This is a genomic window from Pseudomonas sp. LTR0 (genome assembly GCF_036630035.1).
In the GTDB taxonomy this organism is placed as follows: domain Bacteria; phylum Pseudomonadota; class Gammaproteobacteria; order Pseudomonadales; family Pseudomonadaceae; genus Aquipseudomonas; species Aquipseudomonas putida_Y.
Map to the genome: position 1 here is coordinate 1,790,651 of NZ_CP123734.1, position 17,216 is coordinate 1,807,866.

General features: G+C 65.3%; 4 protein-coding genes. 3 read left to right on the forward strand and 1 reads right to left on the reverse strand.

Features of this window, described 5'->3' with window-relative positions; translation table 11 throughout:
* The first annotated feature begins 8 nt into the window (after positions 1 to 8).
* The 3 genes from QCL51_RS08260 (at position 9) to QCL51_RS08270 (ending at position 16,280) form a co-directional block, all read left to right on the forward strand.
* Positions 9 to 10,307, forward strand: coding sequence for an amino acid adenylation domain-containing protein (locus QCL51_RS08260; protein WP_338444736.1), 10,299 nt, complete (start codon positions 9 to 11; stop codon positions 10,305 to 10,307).
* Positions 10,304 to 13,480 carry an amino acid adenylation domain-containing protein gene (locus QCL51_RS08265; protein ID WP_338444737.1) on the forward strand — a complete coding sequence of 1,059 codons (3,177 nt, stop codon included), beginning with the start codon at positions 10,304 to 10,306 and terminating at the stop codon, positions 13,478 to 13,480. Before QCL51_RS08260 ends, QCL51_RS08265 begins: the two co-directional genes overlap by 4 nt.
* 307 nt (positions 13,481 to 13,787) lie before the next feature.
* A complete protein-coding gene (locus QCL51_RS08270; RefSeq protein ID WP_338444738.1) occupies positions 13,788 to 16,280 on the forward strand; it encodes a TonB-dependent siderophore receptor in 2,493 nt (830 codons plus the stop codon).
* Between the two features lie 57 nt (positions 16,281 to 16,337).
* Here QCL51_RS08270 and QCL51_RS08275 read toward each other — a convergent pair whose 3' ends face one another.
* Entirely contained in the window at positions 16,338 to 17,168 is an 831-nt protein-coding gene (locus QCL51_RS08275; protein ID WP_050439965.1) for a formylglycine-generating enzyme family protein, read from the reverse strand.
* Positions 17,169 to 17,216 lie beyond the last annotated feature (48 nt).

Sequence of the window (17,216 nt, forward strand, 5' to 3'; positions counted from 1 at the left end):
GGAAGGGCGTGCAAAAGTTAATCGAATCGGTAGCAACACTGTCGGCAAAGCAACGCAAGGCGCTGGCAGTGCTGCTCAAGCAGCAAGGTGTCGATCTGTACAGCGTGGCACCTGTTTTTCGACGCGATCCGACCGAGCCGCTTTCGTTGTCCTTCGCCCAGGAGCGGCAGCTGTTTCTTTGGCACCTTGAGCCAGACAGTGCCGCCTATCACCTGCCCACTGCGCTGAACCTGCGCGGCGCACTGGACCTGGCTGCCCTGCAGCAAAGCTTCGATGCGCTGGTGGCGCGCCACGAGTCGCTGCGCACCACCTTCGCCACTGACGGTGAGCGCACCACGCCAGTGATCCATGCCCCCGCGCCGGTGAGCATTGCCAGGCACACCCTGGCCCTGGCGCCCGGCGAGGACCGGGCGGCACGGCTGCGCACCTGTATCACCGAAGAAATCCGCCAGCCGTTCGACCTGGCCCAGGGCCCGCTGCTGAGAGCCAGCCTGCTGTGCCTGGGGCCGGACGATCATGTGTTGCTGATTACCCAGCACCACATTGTCTCGGATGGCTGGTCGCTGGCGTTGATGGTGCAGGAACTGGTGCACCTGTATCGCGCGTACAGCAGCGGCCAGCCTGCCAGCCTGCCGGCGTTGCCGATCCAGTACGCCGACTATGCCGTCTGGCAGCGCCAATGGATGGATGGCGGCGAACGGCAGCGCCAGCTGGCCTACTGGACTGCCCAGCTGGGCGGTGAACAGCCTGTGCTGGCGTTGCCCAGCGACCGCCCGCGGCCGTTGCGCAGCAGCTACCGTGGCGCCCGCATCGACCTGCCACTGAGCCCGGCACTGGCCGATGGCCTGCGGCAACTGGCGCGGCGCGAAGGGGTGACCCTGTTCATGCTGTTGCTGGCGACCTTCCAGTGCCTGTTGCACCGCTATAGCGGGCAGTCGGACATCCGCGTCGGCGTGCCGGTCGCCAACCGCACGCGCAAGGAAACCGAAGGCCTGATCGGCTTCTTCGTCAATACCCAGGTGCACAAGGCCGACATTGATACGCACCAACAGTTCGCCCGCCTGTTGCAGCAGGTCAAGGCCACTGCGCTGGAGGCCCAGGCGCACCAGGACTTGCCCTTCGAGCAGTTGGTGGATGCACTGCAGGTCGAACGGAGCCTGAACCGCAGCCCGTTGTTCCAGGTCATGTTCAACCACCGCAGCGCCGAGCGCCGGCTGCCAGGGGCCACACAGCTGCCAGGCCTGAGCGTGGAAGTGCTGGCGTGGGAAGAAGTGAACGCCCAGTTCGACCTGACCCTGGACACGGTCGAGACCGCGGATGGCCTGTGGGCATCGCTGACCTACGCCACCGACCTGTTCGACGCACCAAGTGTCGAGCGCATGGGGCAACATTGGCAGCACCTGCTGCACAGTGTGGTAGCCCAGCCGCAACAGCCGGTGGGCGAGTTGCCGATGCTGAGCCCGCAGCAGGCGCAAGCGGTACTGCACGACCTTAACGACACCGCCACCGACTACCCCGGCGACTGGCGCGTGCACCAGCTGTTCGAGGCGCAGGCGCGTCGCCAGCCGGACGCCACGGCACTGCTGTTCGGCGACCAGCGCATGAGCTATCGGGCGTTGAGTGAGCTGTCCAGCCAGTGGGCGCACAAGCTGATCGAACAGGGTGTCGGCCCGGAAAGCCTGGTGGGTATTGCCGCCGAGCGTTCGCTGGAAATGGTCGTTGGCCTATTGGCGATCCTTAAAGCTGGCGCCGCCTATGTACCGCTGGACCCGGACTACCCGGCCGAGCGGCTGGCCTACATGTTCGAAGACAGCGGCATCGAACTGCTGCTGACCCAGGCGCACTTGCGCGAGCAGTTGCCGGCGTTTGCCGGGCAGGTCCTTTTGCTGGACCAGCCCGGCGAACTGGGCGGGTACTCGCGGCAGGTGCCGGCGTGCCGGCTGCACCCGGAGAACCTGGCCTACGTCATCTACACCTCCGGCTCGACCGGGCGGCCGAAAGGCGCCGGCAACCGCCACCTGGCGTTGTACAACCGGCTGGCGTGGATGCAGCAGGCGTATGCGTTGGGCAGTGCCGACACGGTGTTGCAGAAGACGCCGTTCAGTTTTGACGTGTCGGTGTGGGAATTCTTCTGGCCGCTGATGACCGGTGCGCGGCTGGCCCTGGCGGCACCGGGCGAGCACCGCGAGCCGGAGCGGCTGATCGACACCATCGAGCGCCACCAGGTCACCACCTTGCATTTCGTGCCGTCGATGCTGCAGGTGTTCGTCCGCGAGCCGGGCCTGCAGCGCTGCCACAGCGTGCGGCAGGTGATCTGCAGCGGCGAGGCGCTGGCGGTGGACACCCAGCAGCAGGTGTTCAGCCACTTGCCCGGTGCCCGCCTGCACAACCTGTACGGGCCGACCGAGGCAGCGATCGACGTCACCCACTGGACCTGTGTCGACGAAGGGCGTGACAGCGTGCCGATCGGCCGGCCGATCGCCAACCTGTACACGCACATCCTTGGCCCGGCGTTCGAAGCCCTGCCGCAGGTAGCCATGGGCGAGCTGATGCTGGGTGGCCAGGGCCTGGCGCGTGGTTACCATCGTCGCCCGTCGCTGACGGCCGAGCGTTTCGTGCCCGACCCGTTCGGCAGCCACGGCCAGCGGCTGTACCGCACCGGCGACCTGGCGCGCTACCGCGACAGCGGGGTGATCGAGTATTGCGGGCGTATCGACCATCAGGTGAAGGTGCGCGGGCTGCGTATCGAACTGGGTGAAATCGAGGCGCGGGTGCTGGAGCACCCGCAGGTGCGCGAGGCGGTGGTGCTGGCCCAGGACAGCGGGCATGGCCAGCAGCTGGTGGCCTACGTGCTGGCCGAAGAGCAGGGCATGGCGGTGGACGCCGCCGCACTGCGTGACAGCCTTCGCGAACAGCTCAAGGGCAGCCTGCCGGACTACATGGTGCCGACGCACATCCTGCAGGTGAAGGCCTGGCCGGTGACCGCCAACGGCAAGCTCGACCGCAAGGCTTTGCCCAAGCCTGACAACAGCGCCCTGCAGCAGGCATACAGTGCACCGCAAGGCCCGCTGGAACAGCAGATCGCGGCGATCTGGCAGGACCTGCTGAAGCTGGAGCGGGTTGGCCGCAGCGACAACTTCTTCACCCTCGGTGGCGACTCGATCGTTTCGATCCAGGTGGTCAGCCGCGCCCGCCAGGCGGGCATCCGCTTCACCACCAAGGACCTGTTCCAGCACCAGACGGTACAAGACCTGGCCGCAGTCGCCGAGGTGGGGTGTACGGTACAGGCCGACCAGCGCCCCTTGCACGGGCCCACACCGCTGCTGGCGGTGCAGCATGCCTTCTTCGACACAGCCATTGCCGAACGCCAGCAGTGGAACCAGTCGGTGCTGTTCCGCCCGTTGCAGGCGCTTGAAGCACAGGCGCTGGAGCAGGCGCTGCAGGCCCTGGTCACGCACCACGACAGCCTGCGCCTGAGCTTTGTCGAGGTTGATGGGCAATGGCAGGCCAGCTACCGGCCTGCCGGGCCGGTACAGCCACCTTTGCTATGGTGCGCGACACTGGCCAATGCCGGTGAGCTAAAGGCATTGGGCACCGAGGCCCAGCGCAGCCTCAACCTGGCCGATGGGCCGATGCTGCGCGCGGTGCTGGCAACCTTGGCGGACGGCAGTCAGCGCCTGTTGCTGGCGATCCACCATCTGGTCGTCGATGGGGTGTCCTGGCGTATTCTGCTGGAGGACTTGCACCGGGCCTACCAACAATGTGCGGCCGGGCAGGCGCCACAGTTGCCCGCCAAGACCAGTGCCTTCAGGGCCTGGGCCGAACAGTTGCAGGCCTACGCCGCCAGCGACACGTTGCAGGCCGAACTGGGCTATTGGCAGGCGCAGTTGCGCCATGCCAGCGGCAGCCTGCCGCAGGACAACAGCGCTGGTGCCCTGAGTAACCGGTACGCCCGCACGGTCTACAGCCACCTGGACGGGGCCCTGACCCGACAGCTGTTGCAGCAGGCACCGGCCGCTTACCGCACCCAGGTCAACGACCTGCTGCTGACTGCGCTTGCGCGGGTAATCTGCCGCTGGAGCGGCGAACCCTCGACGCTGATCGAACTGGAAGGGCACGGGCGCGAAGCGCTGTTCGACAACCTCGACCTGGGCCGCACGGTCGGCTGGTTCACCAGCCTGTTCCCGCTGCGGCTGAGCCCGGCGGCAACGCTGGATGGGTCGATCAAGCAGGTCAAGGAACAACTGCGCGCCGTGCCCGAAAAGGGCATTGGCTATGGTGTGCTGCGCTACCTGGCGGACGCTGCCAGCCGTGAGTGCCTGCGTGCCTTGCCTGTGCCGCGCATCACCTTCAACTATCTGGGCCAGCTGGATGGCCACCTGGCAACCGATGAGCAGGCGCTTCTGGTGCCCTGCGCAGACCCCAAAGGCGATGAACAGAGCCTGGACGCGCCATTGGGTAACTGGCTGACGCTCAATGGCCAGGTCTATGCCGGTGAGCTGAGCCTGGGCTGGACCTTCAGCAGCGACATGTTCGAAGTCGCCACCGTACAGCGCCTGGCCGATGAGTACAGCCAGGAGCTGCGTACCCTGGTCGAGCACTGCTGCCAGCGCGAACACGCTGGCATGACCCCTTCGGACTTTCCGTTGGCTGGTCTGACCCAGGCCCAGCTCGACAGCCTGGCGCTGCCGCCAGCGATGATCGAGGACATCTTCCCGCTTTCGCCCATGCAGCAGGGCATGATGTTCCATACGCTGCTGCAGCAGGGCGGGGATTACATCAACCAGATGCGGGTTGATGTGACTGGCGTGGATCCCGAGCGCTTCCGTGCTGCGTGGCAAGCGGCAGTCGACTGCCATGACCTGCTGCGTGGCAGCTTCATCTGGGGTGAGCTGGCCAGCCCGTTGCAGATCATTCAGCGCGAGGCGCAATTGCCGTTCGCGGTGCATGACTGGCGTGGCCGTGACGACCTTGCCGATGCGCTGGAGGCGTTCGCTGCTGCAGACCGCGCGGCCGGCTTCGACCTGGTCCGGCCGCCGCTGTTGCGCCTGACCCTGATTCGCCTCGACGCGCAGCGTTATCACCTGATCTACACCAGCCACCACATCCTGATGGATGGCTGGAGCAATACCCGGCTGCTGGGCGAGGTGCTGCAGCGGTACCACGGCAGCGTGCCGGAGCAAGGGCCGGGGCGCTTCCGTGACTACATTGCCTGGTTGCAGCGCCAGGATGGCGCAGCCGGCCAGGCGTTCTGGACCCGCCAGTTGCAAGACCTGGATGCACCCACATTGCTGGCCAGGGCCACGGACTGGGCAGCCGGTAGTGAAGGGCAGGGGCAGGTCGAGCGGGTACAGCAACTGGATGCCCGGCAGACCGCCCGCCTGGACGCCTTTGCCCGTGAGCGCAGGGTCACCGTCAATACCGTGGTGCAAGCGGCCTGGCTGCTGGTGCTGCAGCGCTATACCGGCCAGACCTGCGTCGCCTTTGGTGCGACCACGGCTGGGCGGCCGGCCGAACTCAAGGGCATCGAGCAACAGATCGGCCTGTTCATCAATACCTTGCCGGTCATTGCCAGCCCACGCCCGGAGCAAGCGCTGGGTGACTGGCTGGACACCGTGCAGGCGCTGAACATCGCCCTGCGTGAGTACGATCACACGCCATTGTTCGATATCCAGCGCTGGGCCGGGCAGGGCGGCGAAGCGCTGTTCGACAGCATCCTGGTGTTCGAGAACTACCCGGTGTCCGAAGCGCTGCAGGCCGATACCACCAGCAGCCTGGTGTTTGGTGAGGTGGCGAACCACGAACAGACCAACTACCCGCTGACGCTGGTGGTTAACCTGGGTACGCACCTGTCGCTGCAGTTGAAAGTCGATCGGGCACGGTTCAGTGCCCGGCTGGCCGGGCAACTTGGCGAGCACCTGTTGCAGGTGTTGCAGCAGATGCTTGAGAGCAGCGCCGAAACGGCGTTGGGCGAGTTGCCGATGCTGAACCCGCAGCAGGCGCAAGCGGTGCTGCATGACCTTAACGACACCGCCACCGACTACCCCGGCGACTGGCGCGTGCACCAGCTGTTCGAGGCGCAGGCGCGTCGCCAGCCGGATGCCACGGCACTGCTGTTCGGCGACCAGCGCATGAGCTACCGGGCGTTGAGCGAGCTGTCCAGCCAGTGGGCGCACAAGCTGATCGAACAGGGTGTCGGCCCGGAAAGGCTGGTGGGTATCGCCGCCAAGCGCTCGCTGGAAATGGTCGTTGGCCTGTTGGCGATCCTCAAGGCCGGCGCCGCCTATGTACCGCTGGACCCGGACTACCCGGCCGAGCGGCTGGCCTACATGTTCGAAGACAGCGGCATCGAGCTGCTGCTGACCCAGGCGCACTTGCGCGATCAGTTGCCGGCGTTTGCCGGGCAGGTGCTGCTGCTGGACCAGCCCGGCGAGCTGGGCGGTTATTCGCAGCAGGTGCCGGCGTGCCGGCTGCACCCGGAGAACCTGGCCTACGTCATCTACACCTCCGGCTCGACCGGGCGGCCGAAGGGTGCCGGCAACCGCCACCTGGCGTTGTACAACCGGCTGGCGTGGATGCAGCAGGCGTATGCGTTGGGCAGTGCCGACACGGTGTTGCAGAAGACGCCGTTCAGTTTTGACGTGTCGGTGTGGGAGTTCTTCTGGCCGCTGATGACCGGTGCGCGGCTGGCCCTGGCGGCACCGGGCGAGCACCGCGAGCCGGAGCGCCTGATCGATACCATCGAGCGCCACCAGGTGACCACCTTGCACTTCGTGCCGTCGATGCTGCAGGTGTTCGTCCGCGAGCCGGGCCTGCAGCGCTGCCACAGCGTGCGGCAGGTGATCTGCAGCGGCGAGGCGCTGGCGGTGGACACCCAGCAGCAGGTGTTCAGCCACTTGCCCGGTGCCCGCCTGCACAACCTGTACGGGCCGACCGAGGCAGCGATCGACGTCACCCACTGGACCTGTGTCGACGAAGGGCGTGACAGCGTGCCGATCGGCCGGCCGATCGCCAACCTGTACACGCACATCCTTGGCCCGGCGTTCGAAGCCCTGCCGCAGGTGGCCATGGGCGAGCTGATGCTCGGTGGCCAGGGCCTGGCGCGTGGTTACCATCGTCGCCCGTCGCTGACGGCCGAGCGTTTCGTGCCCGACCCGTTCGGCAGCCACGGCCAGCGGCTGTACCGCACCGGCGACCTGGCGCGCTACCGCGACAGCGGGGTGATCGAGTATTGCGGGCGTATCGACCATCAGGTGAAGGTGCGGGGGCTGCGTATCGAACTGGGTGAGATCGAGGTACGGGTGCTGGAGCACCCGCAGGTGCGCGAGGCGGTGGTGCTGGCCCAGGACAGCGGGCATGGCCAGCAGCTGGTGGCCTACGTGCTGGCCGAGGAGCAGGGCATGGCGGTGGACGCCGCCGCACTGCGCGACAGCCTTCGCGAGCAGCTCAAGGGCAGCCTGCCGGACTACATGGTGCCGACGCACATCCTGCAGGTGCAGGCCTGGCCGGTGACCGCCAACGGCAAACTCGACCGCAAGGCTTTGCCCAAGCCCGACAACAGCGCCCTGCAGCAGGCCTACCGGGCACCGCAAACCCCGCTCGAGCAGCACGTTGCGGGTATCTGGCAGGAGGTGCTCGGCCTTGAGCGGGTGGGCCTAGGCGACCACTTCTTCGAGCTGGGTGGTCACTCGTTGCTGGCCACCCAGGCGGTATCGCGGATGCGCAAGCTGCCGGGTATGCAAGTGACTTTGCGTGACCTGTTCGATCACCCGGTGCTGGAGCGCCTGCTGGCAGCGCTCGGCGGCGCAGGCAAGGCTGCGACCGCGCACGGTGTCGAGCTATTGGCCCATGGTAAAAAAGCCACCGCGCCATTGTCGTTGATGCAGCGGCGCTTGTGGGTTGCCGAGCAACTGTCCGGGGGCAGCGCTGCCTACGGCATGCCATTGGCCCTGCGTCTGCAAGGGCCGCTGCAGGTCGAGGTGTTACGCAACAGCCTGAACGCGCTGGCGCAGCGACATGAAGTGTTGCGTACGGCCTACGTGCAGGACGACGAGGGTGATCCGCTGGCGCAGATTGCCGACCAGATCGAGGTGGATATCGCCCTCGACGACTGGTCCGGGTTCAGCCACCAGGAACAGCAACGGTGCATCGCCGAAGCCACCCTGGCCAACGCCAGCACACCGATTGCACTGGAGCATGCGCCGTTGTTGCGCTGCCGTCTGGCGCGCCTGGCAGACCAGGAGCATGTGCTGTTCTTCGCCATGCACCACATCATCTCCGACGGTTGGTCGATGGGCGTGCTGGTCCGCGACCTGGTTGAAATCTACCGTCACAGCGCCCCAGGGCAGACCCACCTTCTGGCGCCGTTACCGCTGCAGTATTCAGACTTCGCCTTGTGGCAGCAGGCCCTCGAGCAGGCGGGTGAGCTGCAGCGCCAGGCAAGCTACTGGCAACAGGCCTTGGCGGGCCATGCCGGCCGCCTTGACCTGCCACTGGAACAGCCGCGCAGCGAGCAGGGCTCCCATGCCGGCGGTGCGGTGGACTTCAGCCTGTCGCCAACCTTGACCGATGCGCTTGGCCAGTTCGCGGCCAAGGCCGGGGTGACCCTGTACAGCACGCTGCTGGCGGCGTTCCAGTGGTTGATGCACCAGACCAGCGGTGCCCATGACGTACTGGTCGGGGCCGACACCGCAGGCCGGCAGCACAGCGAACTGGAAGGCCTGATCGGCTTCTTCGTCAATGTGTTGCCGCTGCGTTCCAGGGTGAGTGATGGGCTGGCCTTCGGTGACTTCGTGCAGGGCACCCAGCGCACCTTGCTCGCGGCCCTGGAGCATCAGGACCTGCCGTTCGACATGATCGTCGAGGCCCATGGCGCCCCGCGGGTGCGCGGCATGAACCCGCTGGTGCAGGTGCTGTTCGTGATGAACGACCTGCCCGTACGCAGCGAAGCCCTGGCCGATATTACCGTGCAGGCGCTGCCCGCCCCGGCGCTGTATTCGAAGTTCGACATGGCCCTGTTCATCGAACAGGAGGCCGGGCAGCTCAGTGGCAACTGGCAGTTTGCGACAACGCTTTTCAGGCAAGAGCATATCCAGCGACTCGTCAGCGCATGGATCGCGATGCTCGAACAGATCGTCAGTGTTCAGGATATGAGGTGGCAAGCGATGAACGTTCCATTACAGGGTGGCGGCCTGGCTGGCAGCACACCGGTAAGCGCCCCGGCCAGCAAGGCCGACAAGCTGGGCAAATTCCTCAAGCGCTCTGCCGGCGCCACTGCAGCTGCACCGCCACGGGCTGCGGTGCGCGAGTCGTTGCTGGTGCCAGGCCAGTCGTTCCCGTTGCTCGTCGAGCCTGGCGACGCATCGATCGACCTGATCGAGTGGGTGCGCAACAACCGGCCGCTGGTCGAGCGCAAGCTGGGCGAGCATGCAGGCATCCTGTTCCGCGGCTTTGCCCTGGAGGGTATCCAGGGGTTCGAAGCATTCGCCGAAGCAGTCCAGCCGGGGCTTTATGGCCAATACGGTGACCTGCCGAAGAAGGAGGGGGGCAGGAATACCTACCGCTCCACGCCGTACCCGGAAAACAAAATGATCTTGTTCCATAACGAGAGTGCGCACCAAGACAGCTGGCCGCGCAAGCAGATGTTCTATTGCGAGCAGCCTTCGCCGGTCGGCGGTGCCACGCCGGTGGTCGACTGCCGCCTGATGTACGAAAAGCTGCCGCAGGCACTGCGGCAAACCCTCGAGGACAAAGGACTGCTGTATGTGCGCACGTTCGCCGACAAGCTCGACGTGCCATGGCAGCATTTCTTCCGCACCGATGACCGCGCCGAGGTCGAGGCCCGTTGCCGTGCCGCTGGCATCGAATGGCGCTGGCTGGACAACGACGAGTTGCAGACCCGTACCCGTTGCCCGGCGATCATCACGCACCCGATCACCGGCGCACGCTCGTTCTTCAACCAGGTGCAGTTGCACCACATCTATTGGCTGGAGCCGGATGCGCGTGAAGACCTGCTGGCCATGTTCGGCCTGGAGCGCATGCCACGGCATGTGTACTTCGGCGATGGTTCGTCGATCCCAGACCAGGACATGCAACTGATCGGCGAGCTGTATGAAGCCTGCGCCGTGCGGTTCCAATGGCAGAAAGGCGACGTGATCCTGGTCGACAACATGCTGGCAGCGCATGCCCGTGACCCGTACGAGGGGTCGCGCAAGATCGTCGTGGCGATGGGCGACATGTTCGACCGGGCAGCGCTGGAGGCGGCTGCGGCCACGCAGGTGATGGCGACCGAGGAGGCCGAGGAATGAACAGTTACGTAGACCAGGCCGACGACATCGGTTTTGCCCTGACCGTCGACCAGCAACACTGGCTCGATGCCTTGCCCGCTTGCCCGGACTGGTCACAGGCCGCGACGCTGCTGAAGATCAGCGTTCAGGGCCAGCCGGACCCGGCGCGCCTGAGCCAGGCGCTTGAGCGCTTGGTCGAGCGCCACCCGATATTGGCCGGGCGCCTGGGCACTGCCTCGGGATACCGCGGCATGCGCCAGTTCATCGGCGCCCGGCGGCCAGCCCTGACGCTGGCAGTGCAGGCCGAGGCAGATGCGCCGGCACTGCTCGAGCCTTGGCTGCGGCAGCGCTTCGAAATCGACCAGCTGCCAGCCGCCCAGGCGTTGCTGGTACCGGCCGCCGAAGCCGGGCAGTGGCATTTATGGCTGGGGGTGGCGGGCTTTGCCTGCGACGAGGCGGGCATGGCCATGCTGTACCGTGACCTGACGGCGTTGTATGACACGCCAGCCGGGCCGGATGAAGACCTGCCTGAAGCTTTCGGGCAGTATCTGGAGTGGCGTGCCGAAGTGGCCCAGGATGAGGATGCAGCGGCAGCCCGTGGCTACTGGCAAGGGCACCTGATGCCAACGGAGCAGGGCATGAGCGCGCCTTGGCCAGCCTATCGCCAGGACCAGCCAGCGACACACCAGGCACACCATCAGGTGAATCTGCCGCTGGCCTTGCAGGGGCAGTTGCAACGCTTGGCCGACGCCCGTAAGGCCAGCCTGGACACGCTGCTGCAGGCGGCCTGGTGGGGCTTGCTGGGCCGGCTTGGCGACAGCAACCGGTTGTTGGGCGCATGGCAGCACGATGCGCGACAGGATTATGACTACTTCGCGAACAGTGCGGGGGCGTTCAGCAAGCTATTGCCGTTGTGCCTGCAGTGGGCTGACGAAACCCGTTTCGGCGAGCACCTTGCAGCACTCGGCGCCGCGCTGGAGCAGCATGTGGCGTGGCAGGAGTACTGGGTACCGGAATGGGTGCCCACAGCCGTGCCGACCGTGGCGTTTTCCACTACTCCGGCGCTCGCGCCGCAGGTTGCCGGCGGGCTGTGCTGGCAGGGCGAGCTACTGGCGCCACGCCTGCCGGCGGGCATTGAGCTGCAGCTGCGCATTTGCCCAGCGGCGGGTGCTGACCAACCGATTACCGTGAGCCTGGATTACCTGGCCGGGCGCTACAGTGCGCGCGGCATGCAAGGCCTGCTGGAGCAGTACATCGAGTTGCTGCGCAGCATCGTCCAGGCGCCGGACCGCCCGCTGCGGCAGTTGAACCTGCTGGGTGAAGCCGAGCGCCAGCGCCTGCTGTCGATCAACCCCGCACCGCAGCCACTGGGCGCGACGTCATTGGCGGCGCAGATCAGCCAGTGGGCAATCGACACCCCCGACGCGCTGGCGCTGATTGCAGATGACGCGGGGCTGAGTTACGCCCAACTGGAGCTGACAGTGCAGCGCCTGGCGCTGGCGCTGCAGCAGGCTGGCGTGCAACCCGGGGCGGTGTTGGCACTGGCGCTGCCGCGCTCGCTGGACTGGGTCGTGGCGATGTTGGCCTGTTGGCGCGTCGGCGCGGCTTACCTGGCGCTGGAGCCGCACTGGCCCGTTGCCCGGCAGGTGCGCCTGATGACACAGGCCGGGGCCACGCAGGTGCTGGTCGAACCGGCAGCGGTGGCCAGCCTGCGTGAGCAGGGCGTGGAAGCGCTGAGCCTCGACAGCCTGTACCCGCTGGCGGTTGACACTGCACGGCTGCAACCGCACGCCGCCAGCGCCAGCGATGCCGCCTATGTCCTGTTCACCTCGGGCTCGACAGGCACGCCTAAAGGCGTGGTGATCGAGCACCGGCAACTGCTGAACTACACCGCAGGCGTGTGCCACACGCTGGCGCTGGAGGGCTGTCGTCATTTCGCCTTCGGCTCGACCGTGTCGGCCGACCTTGGCCATACCACGCTGTTCGCTGCCTTGTATGTGGGCGCGACACTGCACGTGGCCGCCGACGAGGTGATGAAGGATGCCGAACTGTTTGCTGCGTACCTCGAGCAGCAGGCAATCGACTGCCTGAAGATCGTACCGTCGCACCTAAGCGCGCTGCTGGAGTCGAAGGCACCGGCAGTACCGGCCACCGTCATTCTGGGGGGGGAAGCCCCGAACACGGCGTTGCTGCAGCGCCTGTTGCAGATACGTCCGGACTGCAAGTTGTTCAACCATTACGGCCCGACCGAAACCACGGTCGGGGTCATGGTGCACCCGGTACGGGCGGTACCGACTGGCACCCTCGGGTTGTCGCAGGTGTTGCCCAACAACCAGGTCTATGTGCTGGATCAACACTTGCAGTTGGCGGTCACCGGCATGCTGGGCGAACTGTATGTCGGTGGGCAGCAGGTGTGTCGCGGCTACCTGCAAGCCGTGCAGAGTGACCAGCCGACTTTCGTAGAGAGCCCGTTCGTGGCAGGCGAACGGCTTTACCGCACCGGCGACCTGGCGCGCTATCGCCCGGACGGTGCTATCGAGCTGCAAGGGCGGCGCGACCATCAGGTGAAGATACGCGGCTTCCGCATCGAGCTGGCGGAGATCGAGGCACAGCTGTCGGGTGCACCGCAGGTGGTCGAGGCGGCGGTGTTGTGCGATGGAGAAGCGCTGAGCGCGTATGTCAGCTTGCGCGACGAGGCCACGGCGGCTGCCCTGGACGCGGTACGCGAGTACCTTGGCCAGCAACTGCCGGCGGTGATGCTGCCGCGTACCCTGCAGGCATTGCCGCGGTTGCCGCGCCTGGGCAACGGCAAGCTCGACCGGCCAGCGTTGCGGCAGATGGGCAATGAACCTGCGGCGGGTCTGCTGGCCCCGCGTGATGCACTGGAAACCGTGATTGCGCAGCGCATGGCGCAACTGCTGGGGCTGGAGCAAGTGGGCATCGAGCTGGACTTTTTTGCACTGGGCGGACATTCGCTGCTGGTCATCAAGCTGGCGGCCGGTATCCGCAAGTCGCTGCAGTGCGACATCAATCCGGGTGTCATTTTCGACCACCCGACGGTTGCTACCCTTGCCCAGGCGCTGCGCGAGCGCGAAGCCAACCCTGGCCAGTTGCTCAAGCTGGCCCAGGCTCGTCTGCGGCTCGACAGCATGAGCCCTGAAGAAAAAGCCCGGCTGCTGGAAAAGAGCCGCTAAGCCTCACCACGCTCAGGGGCGGGCAACCCGCCCCTGAGGTCTTTTGCATTGCCTCCCCGTACTGCCGTGCCGATTGCGTGGAAGGATGCCGGCGAGATACTAATGCAAAAAATTCTCATTCTGGATTTTCCAGGGTGATGCGTCTTATGTAGGAGCGCGCTGAAAGCCACACGTGGCAAGCCGTTTTGACTTGCGTGTCAGGCGTCTGTCGCGGGATCTGCCCGGGGGAGGATGGGCAGCTCGGCCGTTTGGAGGCCGTTGGCGGGCGCGGGACGATTTCATTACCCGATATAAATAGAGAAATACCATGCCAGCAGGATTTTTCGAGTTCAAACCATTGGCCAAGGCGCTTTGCATGTCCCGCTCGATCAGCGCCCGCTCATCCCGGGCGTTGCTCGGTAAAGGGGTGCTGGGCGCTGCATTGATGCTGCCCATGGCCGCCCAGGTCTGGGCTCAGGGGGTCAACTTCGACATCGCTGCCCAGTCGCTGCCCAACGCCTTGCGTGCGCTTGGTGAGCAGGCCGATGTGCAGTTCATCTACAACGCCTCGGAAATGGCCGACCTGCGTGGCAACGAAGTGCGTGGCAGCTACACCGTCGACGCGGCAGTGGCCAAGCTGTTGCGCGGCTTGCCGGTCAGCTACAGCCTGGAGGGCGATACCCTGACCCTGGTGCGGCGTGAGCGCGCTGCGTCCTCGGCGCTGGAACTGGGCGCCACCAACATCACGGGCAACACGTTGGGCGTGACCACCGAAGGCAGCAACTCGTATACCACCGGTGGCGTCACCATCGGCAAGAGCGAACACAAGCTCAAGGATATTCCGCAGAGCGTGTCTGTGATGACCCGCAAGCGCATGGATGACCAGAACATCACCGACTTGCCGACGCTGTTGGCCAACGCGCCGGGCATGACCTTCGCCAAAAGCCCGGGCACCGGCGGCTTTATCACCTCCCGCGGTTTTGAAATCGATTCGCTGCAGTACGATGGCGTGCCCATGACCCGTGGCATCTATGCGCTGGGCAGCTACCTGACCGAACCGACGGCATTCTATGACCGTGTCGAACTGCTGCGTGGCGGCGCTGCGCTGCTGCAGGGGGCCAACAGCCCCGGTGGCGCGATCAACTTCGTGCGCAAGCGCGGCCAGGCCAAGCCGACGGTCACCCTGACCGCCCAGGCCGGTTCCTGGGACCACTATGCCACTCAGGTTGACGTTGGCGGCCCGCTGAACGAGGCGGGTAACATCCGTGGGCGTGCCGTGGTCGACTACGATACGCGCAACTCTTTCATCGACTATGTGGGCGGCTGGGAACAGAAGGTCTACGGTGCGCTGGACTTCGACCTGTCTGAAGACACCACCCTCGGTGTCGGCATCAGCGATCGCAAGACGCGTTTCACGCCCATGGTCGCCGGTTTGCCGCGCTTCAGTGATGGCCGGGACGTAGGCTTGTCGCGCTCGACCTTTACCGGCTCCGACTGGAACCGCGGCATGACCGAGCAGTTGGCGTTGTATGTCGACCTCGAGCACCGCTTCAACGACCACTGGAAGTTCAAGACCGCGGCGGTGGCGATCAACGAGCGCAACGAAATGACCTACGCCTACGTGGTAGCGCCGACCGGCCTGGCCAACGATGGGTCCGGTTTGTTCGACTGGCGCTACGCCACCGATTTCAACTCCCACAGCCGCGGCCTGGACATGTTCGTCGATGGCGACTTCAATGGTTTTGGCTTCGACCAGGAAGTGGTCTTCGGCGGTAACTATTCTCGCTTTACCAGCGACAACACCATGGCGGTGGTGCGCAGCGCCGGGGCGAACATTTTCGATCTCGACAACCACTTGCCCTTCGAGAACTACGACAGCCTGGCGGCCCGTGGCACGCGTACCGACAGCCAGTACAAGATCGTGCAGAAAGGTATCTACGGTACCTGGCGCGTCAAGCTGACCGACCCGCTGACCTTGATCCTGGGCGGGCGTACCAGCTGGTACTCCTATGATTACGATTCCCAGGTCTATCAGGCCGGCGTCCATCAATACGACAGTCCGGCCTCCAAGGCCAACAACGGTGTTGTCACCCCCTACGCGGGCCTGGTTTACGAATTGACGCCGCAATGGTCGGCCTACGCCAGCTATGCCGACGTCTTCATCCCGCAGAGTGCCATTGGCGTGGGTGGTTCCACGATCGAGCCGATCACAGGTAGCAACTACGAGCTGGGCTTGAAGGGCGAGCTCAACGACGGCCAGGTCAATACCAGCGTCGCGCTGTTCCGCTATGACCATGAAAACCGCGCGGTGCCGATTCTGAACACCGAATCGTTGTGTGGCGGCTCCAACTGCGCGGCAGCGTCCGGCAAAGTGCGTAGCCAGGGCCTTGAGGCCGAGATCAACGGTGAGGTGCTGCCAGGCCTGCAAGCGTCGGCCAGTTACGTCTACAACACCACCAAGTACCTCAAGGACAACACGAACGAGGGCAAGATCTTCTCCACCTGGACGCCGAAACACTCGGTGAAGGTGTGGACGGACTACACCCTGCCTGGTGACTTCAGCCGCTTCAGTGTCGGCGGCGGTTTCAACAGCCAGAGCAGTACCGTTGCCTTTGATCGCAAGTTCGATTCGCCCGGCTTCACCATCTGGAATGCGCGCCTTGGTTACAAGGTCAGCGACGAAGTCAGCCTGGCGATCAACTTCAACAACATCTTCGACAAGGTCTACTACATTCCGTCGTATGCGGCCGTCACTGCCAACAACTATTACGGCGACCCTCGCAACTTCATGTTCTCGGTCAAATACACCCCGCAGTTCTGAACCTGGGGCCACGCAGGCCATCTTGGCGGGTACCCCGCCCAGATGGCCTGCGCCAGGTCACAGCTCCCGCGCTACACGAAAGCCCAGGAAGTCGCCACGTACCGTGCGTTCGCGATCATTGCGATTGCCCGAACGCGAGAAGATCGGCGCTTCACCCCAGTCATTACCGCGCATGTGCGCCGCCTGGCAAAGCCCGCCGTCGGCCTCCATCCAGGCACTGCCATCGCTGGGCGCGCCGACGTAGTCCTTGTGGTAGCAGTCGGCGACCCATTCATACACGTTACCGTGCATGTCATAGACGCCAAAGGCATTGGGCGGGTAGCTGCCAACCGGTGAGGTATAGCTGTAGCCGTCCTTGGGGCCGTAGGTATTGGCATGCTTGCTGATCTGGTAATCGCCTTCTTCGTCGAACGGGAACGGAAACGGCCCGGTGGAGCCGGCCCGTGCCGCGTACTCGCGTTCGGCCTCGCTGAGCATGCGGTAAGTGTGGCCGGTCTTTTTGCTTAGCCACTGCGCATAGGCCTGCACTTCGTAGTAATCGACGCACACTGCCGGCTGGCGCGGCCCTTGCGGGTAGCGAGGCTTGCTGGCCTGGCACAGGCGCCCTGGGCGTTTATCACCGTCCTTGATGACCACGCCGGTTTCCTTGATATAGGCATCCAGCTCGCCGGCGGTGACCTGGAAGCGGCTGATGGCGAAGGGTTTGGCGAAGGTCACGGTATGTTGCGGGCCTTCGTCGGGCTGCTTGCCCGGCTCGTCATCCGGCGTGCCCATGACGAAACTGCCCGCAGGCAGCACGACCATTTCCGGGCAGCCGGCCTTGCAATCCTGGAAGACCTCGCCCGGGGTCTTGCCGGCAGCCTGGGCGAGTAGCGGGCAGGCCGCCATGGCCAGGGCAAGGGCCAGGCCGGTGACGGTGTAGGGGGCGCACTTCAT

Coding starts and splice junctions, on each gene's coding strand:
- QCL51_RS08265 (WP_338444737.1), top strand. CDS start 10,304: ATGAACAGTTACGTAGACCAGGCCGACGACATCGGTTTTGCCCTGACC.
- QCL51_RS08275 (WP_050439965.1), bottom strand. CDS start 17,168: ATGGCGGCCTGCCCGCTACTCGCCCAGGCTGCCGGCAAGACCCCGGGC.
- QCL51_RS08270 (WP_338444738.1), top strand. CDS start 13,788: ATGCCAGCAGGATTTTTCGAGTTCAAACCATTGGCCAAGGCGCTTTGC.